The sequence below is a fragment of the Microbacterium sp. Leaf320 genome (assembly GCF_001423485.1).
Lineage (GTDB): Bacteria > Actinomycetota > Actinomycetes > Actinomycetales > Microbacteriaceae > Microbacterium.
Map to the genome: position 1 here is coordinate 284127 of NZ_LMOD01000003.1, position 15335 is coordinate 299461.

17 protein-coding genes are annotated in these 15335 nt (G+C 68.5%); 12 read left to right on the forward strand and 5 right to left on the reverse strand.

Translation table 11 applies throughout. The features are described 5' to 3' along the window. Positions 1-16: 16 nt before the first annotated feature. The 6 genes from ASF63_RS11255 (at position 17) to ASF63_RS11280 (ending at position 6668) form a co-directional block, all read left to right on the forward strand. Complete coding sequence (locus ASF63_RS11255) at positions 17-292, forward strand: hypothetical protein (RefSeq protein WP_056312553.1); 276 nt, start codon at positions 17-19, stop codon at positions 290-292. A gap of 10 nt (positions 293-302) precedes the next feature. Continuing rightward, entirely contained in the window at positions 303-2012 is a 1710-nt protein-coding gene (locus ASF63_RS11260) for a helicase-associated domain-containing protein (protein ID WP_056513746.1), read from the forward strand. Positions 2013-2023: 11 nt separating this feature from the next. Beyond that, positions 2024-3664 (forward strand): DNA repair helicase XPB, encoded by a 1641-nt coding sequence (locus ASF63_RS11265; RefSeq protein ID WP_056513749.1) that lies wholly within the window; start codon positions 2024-2026, stop codon positions 3662-3664. Between the two features lie 101 nt (positions 3665-3765). Further along, positions 3766-4452 carry a response regulator transcription factor gene (locus ASF63_RS11270; protein WP_042539813.1) on the forward strand — a complete coding sequence of 229 codons (687 nt, stop codon included), beginning with the start codon at positions 3766-3768 and terminating at the stop codon, positions 4450-4452. A gap of 56 nt (positions 4453-4508) precedes the next feature. Then, positions 4509-6203 carry a sensor histidine kinase gene (locus ASF63_RS11275; RefSeq protein WP_082478078.1) on the forward strand — a complete coding sequence of 565 codons (1695 nt, stop codon included), beginning with the start codon at positions 4509-4511 and terminating at the stop codon, positions 6201-6203. A gap of 177 nt (positions 6204-6380) precedes the next feature. Next, positions 6381-6668, forward strand: coding sequence for a WXG100 family type VII secretion target (locus tag ASF63_RS11280; RefSeq protein WP_056312559.1), 288 nt, complete (start codon positions 6381-6383; stop codon positions 6666-6668). Between the two features lie 76 nt (positions 6669-6744). On the opposite strand, the gene groL is transcribed toward ASF63_RS11280, so the two are convergent. The 4 genes from groL to ASF63_RS11300 form a co-directional block, all read right to left on the reverse strand. Continuing rightward, positions 6745-8364, reverse strand: a complete 1620-nt coding sequence (groL, locus tag ASF63_RS11285) for a chaperonin GroEL (RefSeq protein WP_056513751.1) — start codon at positions 8362-8364, stop codon at positions 6745-6747. Between the two features lie 122 nt (positions 8365-8486). Further along, positions 8487-9065 carry a LytR C-terminal domain-containing protein gene (locus ASF63_RS11290; protein WP_235560776.1) on the reverse strand — a complete coding sequence of 193 codons (579 nt, stop codon included), beginning with the start codon at positions 9063-9065 and terminating at the stop codon, positions 8487-8489. A gap of 69 nt (positions 9066-9134) precedes the next feature. After that, the gene (locus ASF63_RS11295) at positions 9135-9392 is read right to left on the reverse strand and encodes a DUF3263 domain-containing protein (RefSeq protein ID WP_056513759.1); all 258 of its coding nucleotides are present in this window, start codon (positions 9390-9392) and stop codon (positions 9135-9137) included. Positions 9393-9401: 9 nt separating this feature from the next. Beyond that, positions 9402-10394 carry a DUF2332 domain-containing protein gene (locus ASF63_RS11300; protein WP_056513762.1) on the reverse strand — a complete coding sequence of 331 codons (993 nt, stop codon included), beginning with the start codon at positions 10392-10394 and terminating at the stop codon, positions 9402-9404. A 69-nt stretch (positions 10395-10463) separates the two neighbouring features. Between ASF63_RS11300 and msrB the strand changes: the two genes are divergently transcribed. Both msrB and ASF63_RS11310 read left to right on the forward strand, forming a co-directional pair. Then, on the forward strand, positions 10464-10868 hold the full coding sequence (msrB, locus tag ASF63_RS11305) for a peptide-methionine (R)-S-oxide reductase MsrB (RefSeq protein ID WP_056279902.1): 405 nt from the start codon (positions 10464-10466) through the stop codon (positions 10866-10868). Beyond that, the gene (locus ASF63_RS11310) at positions 10865-11413 is read left to right on the forward strand and encodes a nitroreductase family protein (protein WP_056513766.1); all 549 of its coding nucleotides are present in this window, start codon (positions 10865-10867) and stop codon (positions 11411-11413) included. Before msrB ends, ASF63_RS11310 begins: the two co-directional genes overlap by 4 nt. Here ASF63_RS11310 and ASF63_RS11315 read toward each other — a convergent pair whose 3' ends face one another. Beyond that, the gene (locus ASF63_RS11315; protein WP_056513768.1) at positions 11414-12325 is read right to left on the reverse strand and encodes a DMT family transporter; all 912 of its coding nucleotides are present in this window, start codon (positions 12323-12325) and stop codon (positions 11414-11416) included. Between the two features lie 84 nt (positions 12326-12409). Here ASF63_RS11315 and ASF63_RS11320 point away from each other — a divergent pair, with 84 nt between their 5' ends. The 4 genes from ASF63_RS11320 (at position 12410) to ASF63_RS11335 (ending at position 15303) form a co-directional block, all read left to right on the forward strand. Continuing rightward, positions 12410-13063 carry an SOS response-associated peptidase family protein gene (locus ASF63_RS11320; protein ID WP_056513771.1) on the forward strand — a complete coding sequence of 218 codons (654 nt, stop codon included), beginning with the start codon at positions 12410-12412 and terminating at the stop codon, positions 13061-13063. A gap of 5 nt (positions 13064-13068) precedes the next feature. Continuing rightward, a complete protein-coding gene (locus tag ASF63_RS11325; protein ID WP_056513775.1) occupies positions 13069-13452 on the forward strand; it encodes an MmcQ/YjbR family DNA-binding protein in 384 nt (127 codons plus the stop codon). 133 nt (positions 13453-13585) lie between these two features. After that, a complete protein-coding gene (locus tag ASF63_RS11330) occupies positions 13586-14497 on the forward strand; it encodes an ABC transporter ATP-binding protein (protein WP_056513779.1) in 912 nt (303 codons plus the stop codon). Beyond that, positions 14494-15303, forward strand: a complete 810-nt coding sequence (locus ASF63_RS11335; RefSeq protein ID WP_056513783.1) for an ABC transporter permease subunit — start codon at positions 14494-14496, stop codon at positions 15301-15303. The genes ASF63_RS11330 and ASF63_RS11335 overlap by 4 nt, the downstream gene beginning before the upstream one ends. The last annotated feature ends 32 nt before the right edge of the window (positions 15304-15335 follow it).

Sequence of the window (15335 nt, forward strand, 5' to 3'; positions counted from 1 at the left end):
GAGTAGGCTGAGGGCGATGAGTACCAAGAGTCCCGAACCTGAGGTTCCCGTTCGCCGTATCGATCGCATTCTGGCGTTCTCGGCACTCGGACTCGCCGCGGCATCCATCATCTGCTTCTTCGCGATCATCATCGGCACCGCCGTCGGCATGGAGCAGGAGGACTTCGGTGCGGGCGTCTGGCCGTTCATCGCCGCCATCCCCTATTGGGGCCTTCCCGTGGCATTCGCGATGATCATCGCACTCCTGATCATGAGCTTCATCCGCAAGGGGCGCGCGGCATCGCGGCCCTGAGAGATCCGGCATGAGCACACACGCCCGACCGCTGGCCGAATGGCTGTCTGCGGCGAGCGACGAGCAGCTGGCCTCGCTCTTCTCGGCTCGGCGAGTGCGACCGGATGCCGGGTGGCAGGATTTCTTCGACGCGGCCGAGGCGCTGCTCGACCCGGGGTCTCTCGCCCGCATCCTTCCCGCTCTCACGCACGACGAGGCGACGGCGCTGATCGCCGCCGTTGTCGAGCCCTCCGCCGAGGGGACGCCGAAGCGTGCGACTCTCGAGAGCCTCGCGCTTCTTGGGCCTGACGGCTCACCCTTCCCTCCCGTGATCGCGGCGCTCGCCGACCGCGCCGCACCGACGCCGTTCGATGTCTCCCCGCCACAGGCGGCGAGCGAGGCCGACACGGCTCACGCTGCAGAGCGCGCGTTCACGACCGTGGCTGCGATCGCCGATCTGCTGCTCCTCGCACGGGAGAAGCCCTTCGCTCTGCTCACCGGGGGCACTGTCAGCGCCGGCGAGAAGCGTCTGCTGGCTGAATCCGGTGTCGCGGCTGAATCCGTCGATGCCCTCATCGCCATCGCCGATGACTCCGATCTGGTCGCGCCCGACGGCAGGCGTCTGCGCACGACCGGACGCGCAGAGGAGTGGCTGAGGTCGTCCGTGGCCGATCGATGGAGCACTCTGGTGACCGGGTTCCGCGACGCTCTTCCCCGCGGAGTGCGCACGGACGACGGCGGATGGCTCCCCACGACCACCTGGTCGCAGGCACATCCCTGGGATCCGACCTGGGCCGAACACGGCGAGGTGCTTCTCGAGCGCGCGCGGCTGCTCGGTCTGATCACCGACGACGGCAGCGAACCCGTATGGGCCGCGTCGCTGCGGCAGGGCGGGAGCATCGAGTCCGCCCCACTCACGAACCTGCTGCCGAGCGAGGTCGATCGGATCTTCCTGCAGAACGATCTGAGCGCGATCTCCCCCGGCCCGCTCGCCCCTGCACTCGACGTGCGTCTGCGCACGATCGCCGCCCGTGAATCGGCGGCGCAGGCATCCACCTACCGTTTCACTCCCGAGTCGATCGCCCATGCTCTCGTCGCCGGCGAGAGCGAAGAATCGATCCTCGCGTTCCTCGAGTCGCTGTCGCTCACCGGTATCCCCCAGCCGCTGCGGTACCTCGTCTCGCAGACCTCCCAGAGACATGGCCTTGTCCGGGTGTCCACCGACTCCGAGACCGGACGCACCCGCATCGAGAGCAGCGACCCGCATCTGATCGAGGCGATGGCGGTCGACCAGGGCCTGCGGTCGCTCGCGCTGACGAAGCACGTCGCCGCGCTCTCGACGAGGGTCGGACGCGACACCGTGTACTGGGCACTGACGGATGCGCGCTATCCCGCGACGCTCGTGGCCGAGGACGGCACCGCGATCGCCGGCGAGCGCAACCCGGTGGTCCACGCAGCGCCCGAGAGCGCCGCCGATTACGCGCCTCTCATCGCCGCCCTCCGCTCGCATCAGGGTCCGGATGCGGATGCTGCCTGGCTCGATCGCGAGCTCGAGGCCGCGGTGCGGGCGAAAGCGGTGCTTCGCGTCAGCGTGGGAATGCCCGACGGATCGACACGGGAGCTGATCCTCGAGGCGACAGGGCTCGGCGGCGGACGCCTGCGCGGACGAGATCGCGCGGCAGACGTCGAGCGCACGCTTCCGGTGTCGAGCATCCGCGCCGCCACCGTGATCGCGCAGTAAACTGGACAGCTATGTCTGATGGCCCCCTGATCGTCCAGAGCGATCGCACCGTGCTGCTCGAAGTCGCCCACGCGGATGCCGAGAGCGCCCGCCACGAGTTGGCGATCTTCGCCGAGCTCGAGCGCGCGCCCGAGCACATCCACACCTACCGAATCACCCGCCTCGGCCTGTGGAACGCGCGCGCCGCCGGGCACACCGCCGAGGACATGCTCGAGACGCTCGACCGCTGGTCGCGATTCCCCGTGCCCCCGTCGGTCGCCGTGGACCTGCGCGAGACCGTCAACCGCTACGGACGCCTCGTGATCGAGCGCGACGACGAGGGCACCCTGATCCTGCGCTCGACCGATCCGGCTGTGCTCGCCCAGGTCGCGAACAACAAGCGCATCCAGCCGCTGCTGATCGGCCACCCGGCCCCCGACACGTTCGTCGTCGACGCCTGGGCGCGCGGTCAGATCAAGCAGGAGCTGCTCAAGATCGGCTGGCCCGCCGAGGACCTCGCCGGGTACACGCCCGGCACCCCGCACGAGATCGAGCTGGCCGAGGACGGGTGGGCGATCCGCCCCTACCAGCAGGATGCCGTCGACGCGTTCTCCAAGGACGGATCCGGCGTCGTGGTGCTGCCCTGCGGCGCAGGCAAGACGATCGTGGGCGCCGGCGCCATGGCGGCTACGAAGACGACCACTCTGATCCTCGTGACCAACACCGTCTCCGCACGCCAGTGGCGCGACGAGCTGCTCAAGCGGACGAGCCTCACCCCCGAGGAGATCGGTGAGTATTCCGGTCAGGCCAAGGAGGTCAAGCCGGTCACGATCGCGACCTACCAGATCCTCACGGCGAAGCGAAAGGGCGAGTACGCGCACCTGGCTCTCCTGGATGCTCTCGACTGGGGTCTCATCGTCTACGACGAGGTGCACCTCCTCCCCGCTCCCGTCTTCAAGTTGACCGCCGACCTGCAGGCGCGGCGCCGGATCGGCCTCACCGCCACGCTCGTCCGCGAGGACGGCCGCGAGGGCGACGTGTTCAGCCTCATCGGCCCCAAGCGCTTCGATGCGCCCTGGAAGCAGATCGAGGCTCAGGGCTTCATCTCCCCCGCCGTCTGCTACGAGGTTCGGGTCGACCTGCCGCCGGATGACCGGCTCGAGTACGCCGCGGCGACCGACGACGAGCGCTACCGGCTCGCAGCCTCCGCCCCGGCGAAGATCGACGCCGTGCGCGAGCTCATCGCGAAGCACAAGGACGAGCGGATCCTCGTGATCGGACAGTACCTCGACCAGCTCGACTCGCTGTCGCAGTCGCTGAACGCGCCGCAGATCACCGGCGCCACGCCCATCGACGAGCGCGAAGAGCTCTACCGCGCCTTCCGCGAGGGAGAGATCTCGCTGCTCGTCGTGTCGAAGGTCGCGAACTTCTCGATCGACCTCCCCGAGGCATCCGTCGCGATCCAGGTATCCGGCTCGTTCGGCTCACGCCAGGAGGAGGCGCAGCGACTCGGCCGGCTCCTCCGCCCCAAGCAGTCGGGCCGCACCGCGAGCTTCTACACGCTGGTCGCGCGCGACACGATCGACCAGGACTACGCGCAGAACCGCCAACGGTTCCTCGCCGAGCAGGGGTACAGCTACACGATCATGGATGCCGACGCGATCGCTGCCTGAGCGCTCGGCCGGGGCTTCGGGCAGCCGGGTACGCGGTGGGCGAAACCGCCGCTCCGAAGGATAATCAGCATCCCCATGGCCGAAGTCACCATAATGGGGTCATGACTGATGCGCGCATCCTGGTCGTCGACGACGAACCCAACATCCGCGACCTGCTCTCCACAGGTCTCAGCTTCGCCGGGTTCCAGGTGAAGACGGTCGCCAACGGCGCCGCCACCATCTCGGCCGTGCTGGAGGAAGAACCGGACCTCATCATCCTCGATGTCATGCTCCCCGACATGAACGGCTTCAGCGTGACCAAGCGCCTGCGCGGCGCCGGGTTCACCGCTCCGATCCTGTTCCTGACGGCGAAGGACGGCACCGACGACAAGATCGAGGGTCTCAACGCGGGCGGCGACGACTACGTCACCAAGCCGTTCAGCCTCGACGAGATCGTCGCGCGCGCCCAGGCGATCCTGCGGCGCACGATGCAGGCCGACGAGGAGTCGATCATCCGCGCCGGTGAGCTGTCGATGGACCAGGACACCCACGACGTGCACGTCGGCAAGGAATCGATCGAGCTGAGCCCGACCGAGTTCAAGCTGCTGCGCTACCTGATGCTCAACCCGAACCGGGTGCTGTCGAAAGCGCAGATCCTCGACCACGTCTGGGAGTACGACTTCAACGGCGACGCCGGCATCGTCGAGAGCTACATCTCGTACCTCCGCCGCAAGATCGACCCGCACACTGAAGAGTCCGTGATCCAGACGAAGCGCGGCTTCGGCTACATGCTCAAGGTCGGCAAGTAGTCCGGCTCACCGACGTCCGCTGACGCCGCACAGCATCCGTATCCCGGGAGGTCCGCATGGCGCACAAGCCTGACGCGATCACCCGCTGGTGGCGATCGATCAGCCTGCGCGCGAAGGTGACCGGTGTCACCGTCGCCGTTCTCGCCCTCGGGCTGCTGGCTGCTGGGCTCGGCACAGTGCCCATCCTTCGCAACTCGCTGATCGACAACATCGACTCCCAGCTGCCCGCCCTGGTGTCGGCCGATCTCGCCGATCGGTACTTCGAGGTGACGGTGGAGGACGGCAAGACCGTCTACACTCCCACCGACTCGCCCAGAGATTTCTTCGTCGCGATCTACGACGCGGAGGGCGTGCTCCAGACGACCACGGGAAACTCCGCCAACGGGGCACCCCTGTTCCCCTCGACGTACTCCCCGCTCGCGGTGCAGAACAACGAGGACACCCCGTTCACGCTCGACGGCACGAAGGGCACGAGCTTCCGCGCGGCTGTGGCACGAGTACCGGGCGAGGGCGACGGATCGTTGCGGATCCAGATCGTCGCGATGCCGCTGGAATACGCGGATCGCATCATCGGCCAGTACTTCGGGATCTACATCACGGTCGCGCTCGTCACGATCCTCCTCGCCGCCCTGCTGACTCGAGGACTCGTCACCCTCACCTTCCGCAGGCTCGGACAGGTCGAATCCACCGCCATGTCGATCGCCGCCGGCGACTTCACCCAGCGTCTGACGGATCTCGAGCCCACGACCGAGGTCGGCCGACTGAACAGCGCGATCAACACCATGCTGGATCGCGTCGACGGTTCGCTCGCGCAGCGCGACCGCACCGTGCAGCACATGCGGCGCTTCATCGGCGATGCCAGTCACGAGCTGCGCACACCGCTCGTCAGCGTCCGCGGCTACGCCGAGCTCTATCGGATGGGCGCGATCAAGGGCGAGGAAGACACCGCTCGAGCCATGGAGCGCATCGAGAAGGAGGCGATCCGGATGGGCGTGCTGGTCGAGGACCTCCTCGCGCTCGCCCGGCTGGACGAGGAGCGCGAGCCCGAGATCGAAGCTCTCGACCTCCGCCCGATCGCCCGTGACGCCGCCCTCGATCTGCGCGCGGCCGCACCGGCTCGCACCGTGTCCGTGATCGACCGCACCGTCGAGGCACCGCTGATCGATGTGACCACGCGCTCGAACCCCGTCGCTCCGGCCCCACAGATCCCGGCACCGAGGGGGCTCTCCCGCGGCACGCTCGCGCGGCTGCGCAGGCGCCCTCGCAACTCGTCGGCGGAGGTGCCCGCCATCGACTTCACCGAAGCCGCGGACATCCCGGTGCGCACCCCGCCGATCGTCCTCGGCGAAGAGAACAAGGTGCGACAGGTGGTCACGAACCTGCTGGGCAACGCTCGCCGGTTCTCCCCCGAGGAGAGTCCGATCGAGCTCATCGTCGATGCAGACCGTGTCCGAGGGACGGGGAGCATCTCGATCGTCGATCACGGCGAAGGCATCCCGCCACAGATTCGCGAGCAGATCTTCGAGCGGTTCTGGCGAGCCGACACCTCACGCGCGCGTGAGACGGGCGGTTCCGGCCTCGGACTCGCGATCGTGTCGTCGATCGTCAAAGCGCTGCACGGCAGCGTCGCAGTGTCCGAGACGCCGGGTGGCGGCGCGACCTTCACGGTGACATTCCCCCTCGCGCCGTCGCGCGCGACCCCGGCGCATCTGCTCGAGGACACCCAGCCGCTCGAGCCTCTGGATCTCTGACCCCTGGCCTCTGGCCGCCGGCCTCTGGCCTCTGATCGCCGACGTCCGGCCTCTGACCGCCACTGCACGAGAGCGTGCTTTCGCGGGTTCTGCACACCGAGCGGTCGACGTACGGATGCGCCGGGATGTCAGCATCCGCCCTCTCCTATGGTCGGAGCACCAACCGAGAGGAGTTCCATGTCCGTCATCACCGTAGACACCGAAGCCGTAGGTGCCGCTCAGGCGGCAGCGCTCGCAACCATGGGGCGCCTGCAGACCGAGTCCGCGACCCTCATGTCGCAGCTCAACCAACTGCAGGGGTCCTGGGTCGGCACCGCATCGACCGCGTTCCAGTCGTGCGCCGAAGAGTGGCGCGGAGCGCAGCTGCATGTCGAGCAGGTGCTCGAGTCGATCGGGCACTCGCTCGGGAGTGCGGCGACCCAGTATGCGGACGCCGACCAGTACTCGGCGAGCCTGTTCCGCTGAACCTGTCGCCCATTCGCCCGTGAACGCAGAAACGCCCCGACCGAGAGGTCGGGGCGTTTCTGTCAGTGCTGATGGATCAGAAGTCCATGCCACCCGACGGGTCACCCATCGGAGCTGCAGCCTTCTCGGGCTTGTCAGCCACGACGACCTCGGTGGTGAGGAAGAGAGCCGCGATCGAGGCTGCGTTCTGCAGCGCCGAGCGGGTCACCTTCGCCGGGTCGATGATTCCTGCAGCGAACATGTCGACGTACTCGCCCGTTGCCGCGTTGAGGCCCTGGCCCGAGGGGAGCTCGGAGACCTTGTTCGCGACGACACCCGGCTCGAGACCGGCGTTGAGGGCGATCTGCTTGAGCGGAGCCTCGATCGCGACGCGAACGATGTTCGCACCGGTCGCCTCGTCGCCCGAGAGCGACAGAGCGTCGAGGGCCTTCGTGCCCGACTGGATCAGCGCGACGCCACCACCGGGGACGATGCCCTCCTCGACGGCTGCCTTCGCGTTGCGGACGGCGTCCTCGATGCGGTGCTTGCGCTCCTTGAGCTCGACCTCGGTCGCCGCTCCCGCCTTGATGACGGCGACGCCGCCGGCGAGCTTTGCGAGACGCTCCTGGAGCTTCTCGCGGTCGTAGTCGCTGTCGGTGTTCTCGATCTCACGACGGATCTGCGTGACGCGACCCTCGATCTGGTCGGCCTCACCGGCGCCCTCGACGATCGTGGTCTCGTCCTTGGTGACGATGACCTTGCGCGCACGACCCAGCAGGTCGAGCGTGGCGTTCTCGAGCTTGAGACCGACCTCTTCGGTGATGACCTGACCACCGGTGAGGATCGCGATGTCCTGCAGCTGCGCCTTGCGACGGTCTCCGAAGCCGGGAGCCTTGACGGCGACCGACTTGAAGATGCCCTTGAGCTTGTTGAGCACGAGAGTGGCGAGAGCCTCGCCCTCGACGTCCTCGGCGATGATGACGAGCTCCTTGCCGTCCTGGATCACCTTGTCGACGATGGGCAGAAGGTCCTTGATGTTCGAGATCTTCTGGTTCGCGATGAGGATGTAGGCGTCCTCGAAGACAGCCTCCTGGCGCTCCGGGTCCGTCACGAAGTACGGGTTCAGGTAGCCCTTGTCGAAGCGCATGCCCTCGGTGAGCTCGAGCTCGGTGCCGAAGGTCTGCGACTCCTCGACGGTGACGACGCCTTCCTTGCCGACCTTGTCGATCGCCTCGGCGATGAGCTCGCCGATCGCGGGGTCAGCGGCGGAGATCGACGCGGTCGCGGCGATCTGCTCCTTGGAGTCGATCTCCTTCGCGCTGGCGAGGAGCTCCTCGGTGATCGCTGCGACGGCCTTCTCGATGCCGCGCTTGAGCGAGATGGGGTCTGCGCCGGCTGCGACGTTGCGCAGGCCCTCGCGGACGAGTGCCTGAGCGAGCACCGTGGCGGTGGTGGTTCCGTCACCGGCGACGTCGTCGGTCTTCTTGGCGACCTCCTTGACGAGTTCCGCACCGATCTTCTCGTACGGGTCGTCGAGTTCGATCTCCTTGGCGATGGACACGCCGTCGTTCGTGATCGTGGGAGCGCCCCACTTCTTCTCCAGCACGACGTTGCGACCGCGCGGGCCGAGCGTCACCTTGACGGCGTCGGCGAGAATGTTGAGGCCGCGCTCGAGGCCGCGGCGGGCCTCCTCATCGAAAGCGATGATCTTTGCCATGAGTTTTGTCGTCCCTCCTGGACGTAGACGTTGGGTTTAGCACTCAGAGTAAGAGAGTGCTAACGCCATTCTGGCACTCGACCCCTTCGAGTGCAAGCTGTGCGGAGGGACTGCGCGGCGGTCTACGGGGCTGGCGTCTCCGCCGGAGTCTCCGGTGCGCTCGTCGATCGGTCGAGTCCGATGACGACCGTGAGCTGCTTCGCCCCGGTGTCGTTCAGATCGGCGTAGAAGTCGCTCTGCTCGACCGCCGCCCCGCCGATCAGATTCGCGAGTCCGATGGCCGCCAGCTCATCCTCGTCTGCGATGTAGTACACGGTCGTGGTCGAGAAGTCCTGGCTCGCGCTGTCGCTGGCGAAGACGACGTCGGCCGCCCATCCGTTGTTGATCAGGACATCGCGCATCTGCTCGTCCAGCCCCGCGTCGGGCGAGGCGTTCAGGATCATCACCGAGTACGTGACGTCGACGACACCGGTCTCCACCGGCGTGGGCGTCGCGGTCGGGACGGCCTCGGGGAAGAGGCTGATCCGCCCCATCACCACCAGCGAGCCGAAGATGCCGCCGATGATCAGCACCAGTGCGGCCACGAAGGACCAGAGCAGGACGACCCAGCCGTTCATCCCGGGGGCTTCGGCGCGGTGCGCTCCGACGCGTCCGGACGATCGGGGGACGTCGTCGAATCGATCTCGGCTGGGCTTTGACACTCCTCGATGCTAACGGCACCGACCCGTGTATCCGCATCGTGGCGCCTCAGCGCGTGGCGGGAAGCTCCGTCAGCCGACGAAACCGGGGGTTCGCGACGCCCGCTGGAACGATCGCGCGTCGCGGATGCGGCGGAGCCGGCGCACCAGCATGGGATCGTATTCCAGTGCCGCCTCGGATTCGAGCAGACGCCCGAGGAGCTGGTAGTAGCGGGCCGAGCTCATACCCAGTTGGGCGCGGATGGTCTCCTCTTTCGCGCCGCCGTGCCGCGGCCACGCGGTCTCCAGCGCGAGGATCGCACGATCCCGCTCGCTCAGCTCTCCCAGCATGAGATCAGATTAGGTCGCCGGCGCGTCGATCCCTGCGCGCCACTCCCACCATCGGCCGAGTGGGTCCGCCGCCGCACGCACCTCCCCGTCGAGCGCCACGACGAAACCGGGCCACCCCTCGGCGGCCACCGGAGGATCCCACACGTCGAGGAGCGCGGGAGGGTCGATGGTCAGCCAGCGCGCGTCGAGCCCGCGGATGCGATCGACGAGGGCCTCACGTGCTTCCCTGGGGATGTGCACGAGCACGCCGGGAGTCGTCACGACGAGCGTGGCGCCGCGCGGCGCCTCGGCGGCGAGCGCGTCGATCCGGTCGATCGCGTCTCCGGCGACGAGGTGGGGCGGGTCGGTCGTCGCGATGTCGAGCGCCGCGGTCACCCGCTGCTCCCGCCCGTGCTCCCCCGGCCACACGAGTCCCTGCAGCCAGCGCCGATCGCGGTCGTCACGGGCGTCGAGAGGCGCGAGGTCGATGCCGGCACGCCACACCACCTCCGGCATCCGCATGGGGGGAAGGTCTCCCTCGACACGGCTCTCGAGCATCACGGTCGACAAGCCGTCGGCGGGGTCGAGCGCCGACCGCAGCCGCCCGTCGGCACCGACGATGCGGTACGAGTACCGGTCGGGGTACAGACAGAGTCCCGCGGAGGCGCCGACCTCGAGCAGCGCGATCGGGCCGTCGATCTCCGACAGCACGGGAAGCAGCGGGGCCAGGCGCAGGGGCTCGTTCGTCTGCAGTCGCCGCCCGGTGCACTCGGCGACGATCTCGTCGGCGCGTGCGACGACGAACGACCGCCAGGCGCCGTATCCGACCAGGCCCGCGCCCAGCATCCGCGTCACCGCGAACACGAGCGGAGGCTGCCGTCGGTTCTCCGGGATCCGCGCGAGGATCCCCTGCACCTCAGAGTCGCCCGCGACACCCTCTGCCCATTCGACATACAGATCGCTGCGCCCTGGCGCCTCCTGCTCGGCGAAGCGCGCGTAGCGCTGCTGCACGGCATCCGTCATGCATCCATTGTCTCGTGGCGCCGAGGGGTCTCGAACGCGAGAGAATGGAGCAGACCCCCAGGAGGACCGATGTCGTACAGCGTGGACAAGACCGAAGAAGAGTGGCGCGAGGAGCTCGGCGAAGAGCAGTACGCCGTGCTGCGCGAAGCCGCGACCGAGCGTGCATGGACGGGCGAGCTGCTCGACGAGGGCCGCGCGGGCCTCTACACATGTGGCGCATGCGGCGCCGAGCTGTTCAAGAGCGGCACCAAGTTCGACTCCGGATGCGGATGGCCGAGCTTCTACGAGTCGATCCGCCCCGACGCGGTGCAGCTCATCGAGGACACGACCCTCGGCATGGTGCGCACCGAGGTGCGCTGCGCGAACTGCGGCTCGCACCTGGGCCACGTCTTCCCCGACGGCTTCGGCACGCCCACCGGCGACCGCTACTGCATGAACTCCATCGCACTGAACTTCACGCCCGAAGAGTCGTGAACGCCCTCGAGGTCGTCCGCGCACGACAGTCCTGGTCGAAGGTCACCGACGAGGCGCCGTCGCGCGATGAGCTGCTGAAGCTCGTCGCCGCGGCGGGACGCGTCGCCGACCACTCGTCGCTGCGTCCGTGGCGGCTGATCGAGCTGCGAGGTTCGGACCGTGAGGTGCTGGGCGCGGCGATCGCGAAGGCGGAGGGAGACAAGTCACCCTCGTCCAAGCCCCTCCGTGCACCTCTTCTGATCGCCGTGGTCGCCAGCTACCGCAAGAGCGAGAAGGTGCCCCGGTGGGAGCAGGAGGCTGTCGCCTCCGGCGTCGCGCACATGCTCAGTCTGCTTCTCGACGAGGCAGGCTGGGGCGTGCTGTGGCGCACCGGACGGTACACGCGCTCGAAGGCCGTCGCCAAGGCGCACGGCATCGGCAAGAACGAGGAGCTGCTCGGGTGGCTCTACGTCGGCGGCAAGCCGACGGGCAAGAAGCCGGGGCGACGCAAGCCCGTCGATGCTCGCGCCCTGGTGACGCGGATGCCGCAGCCCAAGAAGAAGTAGTCAGCTCCGTCGGCGACGCGGCAGGGCGACGATGACGGATGCCACGGCGACGACCACCATCCCGACGATCTGCCAGGGGGCAGGTCCCGCGTCCGCAGGCCACAGCATGTCGATGATCACCGACGTCGCGAGCTGCCCCAGCACCGACCCGAGCCCCATCAGCAGCACACCCGTGTGCGCCACGATGAAGGCTCCGAGCAGGATGTACGCCGAGCCGAGGAATCCGCCGAGGTAGAGCCACGGCTCGGCCGGCGGCGCCTCGGGCAGGCCTCGCACCGCAATGCTGATGCCCGCCGCGACGAGCAGCGCGATCGTCCCGGCGATGAAGCTCATGAGCGTGGCCGAGAGGGGCGACTGCACCCGCTGGGCAAGGCGGCCGTTGGTCGCTGCCTGCCACGCGATGCCGACGCCCGCGGCGAACGGCAGGAGGAGCATCCACAACGGCGCCGTGGCGAGCACATCTCCGCTGAGCGAGATACCCACCGCGGCAAGCGCGAGCGCTCCGCCGAGCACGCGGCCGGGGGTCACGGCGACGACGCCGGCCGGTCCGAAGCCGATGCGATCGAGAACGAGGCCGTGCAGGGTCTGCCCCGCGACGACGCCGACCGTGAACAGCGAGACCCCGAGCACGCCGGCCGTGACGCCCTGGGTCGAGACGGTGAGGGCTCCGCACGCGCCGCCGAGGAGCATCCAGAACGGGATCGTGCGATCGCGGATGCCGTCGCGCAGCCGCCCGACTCCGCGCCTCGCCGAGGGGATGCAGAGGATCACGACGATCAGGGCGGCGAGCCCGACCGCGAAGGAGATGAGGCCCGCGACGATCCCGTTGTCGACCTTGACGCCGAGCACACCGTTGATACGCGCCTGGATGGCGGTCATGACGCCGATCGCCACCGCCCCTCCGAGCGCCACGGGCGGAGAGAGTCGGCGGGTCTGGGACACCTGTCGACCCTAGCCGAGCAGGCGGATGTCGGCGGCCGGGCGTACCCTGGCGGCATGTGCGCGAGTTATGGTCTGGATCCGCGGTTCACCGACACCGAGCTCCTCGCTGCGGCCGACGAGGCGGTGCTCGAGGGGCTCCGGGGGTGGGCGCAGGAGAACGCCCGCGAGACCGTGCGTCCGACCGGCAAGAACCTCCGCAACCTCAATCCGATCGTGGTGCAGCCCGAGACCTCTCCGACGTTGGAGCCCGCGTGGTGGGGATTCCTGATCGGCGGAGAGCCCTCGAAGTTCCCGTCGATCAACACCCGGTCCGAGCGCCTGCAGGACAGGCCCGGCGGGTTGAAGACCAGGGCACTCGTCCCCGCGACCAGCTGGTATGAGATGAAGAAGCCCGAGCGCGTGTGGCACGAGTTCCTCGTCGACGACGGAGCGCTCTTCGGCATGGCCGCCGTCACCCAACGCGGGCGCACAGCCGATGGCGAGTCCTACACCTGCTACTCGATCGTGATGCGCCCGGCCCCTCCGCACCTCGCCGGCATCCACGATCGGATGCCGCTGCTGATCCCTGCCTCGCTGAGCGAGGACTGGCTCACCGCCGAGCCGACGAAGGAGATCATCGACGAAGCGTTGCTCGCCGCCGCGACGCTCGACGAGCGCGTGCAGGCCGCCCCTCGTGCGGATGACAAGGGCGCGGATCGGCTGTTCTGATCACCATGGACTCGACTCAGCTGAACGCTGCCGCCACAGAGCGCGCCGAAGAGCTGCCCGGCGCAGAGCGGGAGAACCCGTTCGGCCCCGAGTGGGACGTGTACAAGGTGCGAGGGCGGGTGTTCCTGTTGGTTCCCCTCGACGACACCGGGAGGATCACGCTCAAGTCGCACCCTGACGACGCCGTGGCACTGCGCGAGACGTTCGCCGACATCGTGCCCGGCTATCACATGAACAAGAAGCACTGGATCACGCTGATGCCCGGGCCTTCTCTCGAGGAAGACCTCGTGACCGAGCTTGTCACCGAGTCGTACCGTTTGGTCGTCGAGAAGCTCCCGAAGGCGCAGCGCCCGGTCGATCCGAATCTGTTCGGACGCCCCGCTCCGTAGGTCGTCGCCGGGATCGGCCGCCCGCCGGCACCGCGGGGCACCGGGCATCCGTCTTGAGGATGACCCCTCACACCGGCGGAACGGTACCCCGGGAGGACGCGCGGGCCCGGGCACCGTCTGTAGCGTCGAAGACATGATCACAGCAGAAGGCCTCACGAAGAGATTCGGAGACAAGACAGCCGTCCAGGACGTGTCGTTCACGGTCAAGCCCGGCACGGTCACGGGATTCCTCGGGCCGAACGGCGCGGGCAAGTCCACGACGATGCGCATGATCGTCGGCCTCGACCGGCCCACCTCCGGCACGGCGACCGTCGGCGGACGGGAGTACCGGAAGCTCCGCGCACCGCTCACCGAGGTCGGCGTGCTCCTCGACGCGAAGGCGGTTCACACCGGCCGCACCGCGCGCAACCACCTCCGTGCGATGGCGGCGACCCACGGCATCCCCGCCTCCCGCGTCGACGAGGTCATCGACCTCGCCGGCATCGGCCCCGTCGCCCGCAAGCGCGCGGGCAAGTTCTCGCTCGGCATGGGACAGCGACTCGGAATCGCCTCCGCTCTGCTCGGCGACCCGCACACCCTGATCCTCGATGAGCCGGTGAACGGACTCGACCCCGAGGGAGTGCGCTGGGTTCGCCAGTTCGTGCGCCATGCGGCATCCGAGGGGCGGACGGTCCTGCTGTCCAGCCACCTGATGAGCGAGATGGCGCAGACCGCCGATCACGTGATCGTGATGGGCCGCGGCCAGGTGCTCGCCGATGCTCCGCTGCAGGAGTTGGTGCGCGCATGGACCACCAACACCGTGCGCGTGCGCACCCCCCGTGCCGCCGATCTGGCGGCCGCCGTCGGAGGACCGTCTGTCGAGATCGTGAGCTCCGCGCCCGATCTTCTCGACATCGTCGGTCTGCCCGCGTCGCGCATCGGCGACCTCGCCGCGGATCGCGGCATCCCCCTGCACGAACTCACCCCGACCACAGGGTCGCTCGAAGACGCGTACCTCGCGCTCACCGGCGACTCGGTCGAGTACCGGACGAAGGAGATCTCATGACCGTCCAGGCTCCTCCCCTCACCCGCGCGCAGGTCGACACCGGCCGACGCCTCACGTTCGTCCGGGCGGTCCGCGGCGAGTGGATCAAGCTCTCGACATTGCGCTCGACCTGGTGGTCGATCGGCATCGCCGCGATCCTCACCGTCGGCATCGCCGTGCTCATCGCACAGGCGGTCGACGTGCCGGGCTTCGAGCCCATCCAGGCCGTCGTGATGCCGATCCAGTTCACGATGCTGCTCGCCGGCATCCTCGGTGCGATCTCGGTGACCGGCGAGTACTCGACCGGGATGATCCGGTCGACGCTGGCGGCCAACCCGAAGCGCGGATCCGTGCTCGCCGCCAAGGCGACCGTGATCGGCCTCTTCCTGTTCGTGTCGTCGCTCGTGATCTTCACCGCCGCGGCCGTCGCGGTCTCCGCGATCGTCGCCCCGCGTGATCAGAGCATCGACTGGAGCGACCCGTCGATGTCGATCCTGCCGATCGTCGTCTCATCGCTCGCCATGGCGGTCTTCGCCCTGATCGGCGTCGCGTTTGGCTTCATCCTGCGCTCGGGTGCCGGAGCGATCGCCGCGACGGTGGGACTCCTGTTCGTGCTGCCGATCGTCGCGAGCTTCTTCGCGATCGCCGGCGAGGGCTGGGCATGGGTGATGGATGCCGCGAACTACCTGCCCGTGGCCGCAGCGCAGAGCGCGATCCTGCCCGAGGGCGCTGCTCTCGAGGGCCCGGTCGCGTACGTGACGCTGGCCGGCTGGGTCGCCGCGGGGATGCTCGCCGCGTGGGCCGTGCTCCGCACGCGCGACGCGTGACCACGATGATCCGCGATGCAGCCGCGTAGAGT

What these genes read in the sequence shown, in the direction of transcription:
- ASF63_RS11255 (WP_056312553.1), top strand. Translation starts at nt 17, where the DNA reads ATGAGTACCAAGAGTCCCGAACCTGAGGTTCCCGTTCGCCGTATCGAT.
- ASF63_RS11260 (WP_056513746.1), top strand. Translation starts at nt 303, where the DNA reads ATGAGCACACACGCCCGACCGCTGGCCGAATGGCTGTCTGCGGCGAGC.
- ASF63_RS11265 (WP_056513749.1), top strand. Translation starts at nt 2,024, where the DNA reads ATGTCTGATGGCCCCCTGATCGTCCAGAGCGATCGCACCGTGCTGCTC.
- ASF63_RS11270 (WP_042539813.1), top strand. Translation starts at nt 3,766, where the DNA reads ATGACTGATGCGCGCATCCTGGTCGTCGACGACGAACCCAACATCCGC.
- ASF63_RS11275 (WP_082478078.1), top strand. Translation starts at nt 4,509, where the DNA reads ATGGCGCACAAGCCTGACGCGATCACCCGCTGGTGGCGATCGATCAGC.
- ASF63_RS11280 (WP_056312559.1), top strand. Translation starts at nt 6,381, where the DNA reads ATGTCCGTCATCACCGTAGACACCGAAGCCGTAGGTGCCGCTCAGGCG.
- groL (WP_056513751.1), bottom strand. Translation starts at nt 8,364, where the DNA reads ATGGCAAAGATCATCGCTTTCGATGAGGAGGCCCGCCGCGGCCTCGAG.
- ASF63_RS11295 (WP_056513759.1), bottom strand. Translation starts at nt 9,392, where the DNA reads ATGCTGGGAGAGCTGAGCGAGCGGGATCGTGCGATCCTCGCGCTGGAG.
- ASF63_RS11300 (WP_056513762.1), bottom strand. Translation starts at nt 10,394, where the DNA reads ATGACGGATGCCGTGCAGCAGCGCTACGCGCGCTTCGCCGAGCAGGAG.
- msrB (WP_056279902.1), top strand. Translation starts at nt 10,464, where the DNA reads ATGTCGTACAGCGTGGACAAGACCGAAGAAGAGTGGCGCGAGGAGCTC.
- ASF63_RS11320 (WP_056513771.1), top strand. Translation starts at nt 12,410, where the DNA reads ATGTGCGCGAGTTATGGTCTGGATCCGCGGTTCACCGACACCGAGCTC.
- ASF63_RS11325 (WP_056513775.1), top strand. Translation starts at nt 13,069, where the DNA reads ATGGACTCGACTCAGCTGAACGCTGCCGCCACAGAGCGCGCCGAAGAG.
- ASF63_RS11330 (WP_056513779.1), top strand. Translation starts at nt 13,586, where the DNA reads ATGATCACAGCAGAAGGCCTCACGAAGAGATTCGGAGACAAGACAGCC.
- ASF63_RS11335 (WP_056513783.1), top strand. Translation starts at nt 14,494, where the DNA reads ATGACCGTCCAGGCTCCTCCCCTCACCCGCGCGCAGGTCGACACCGGC.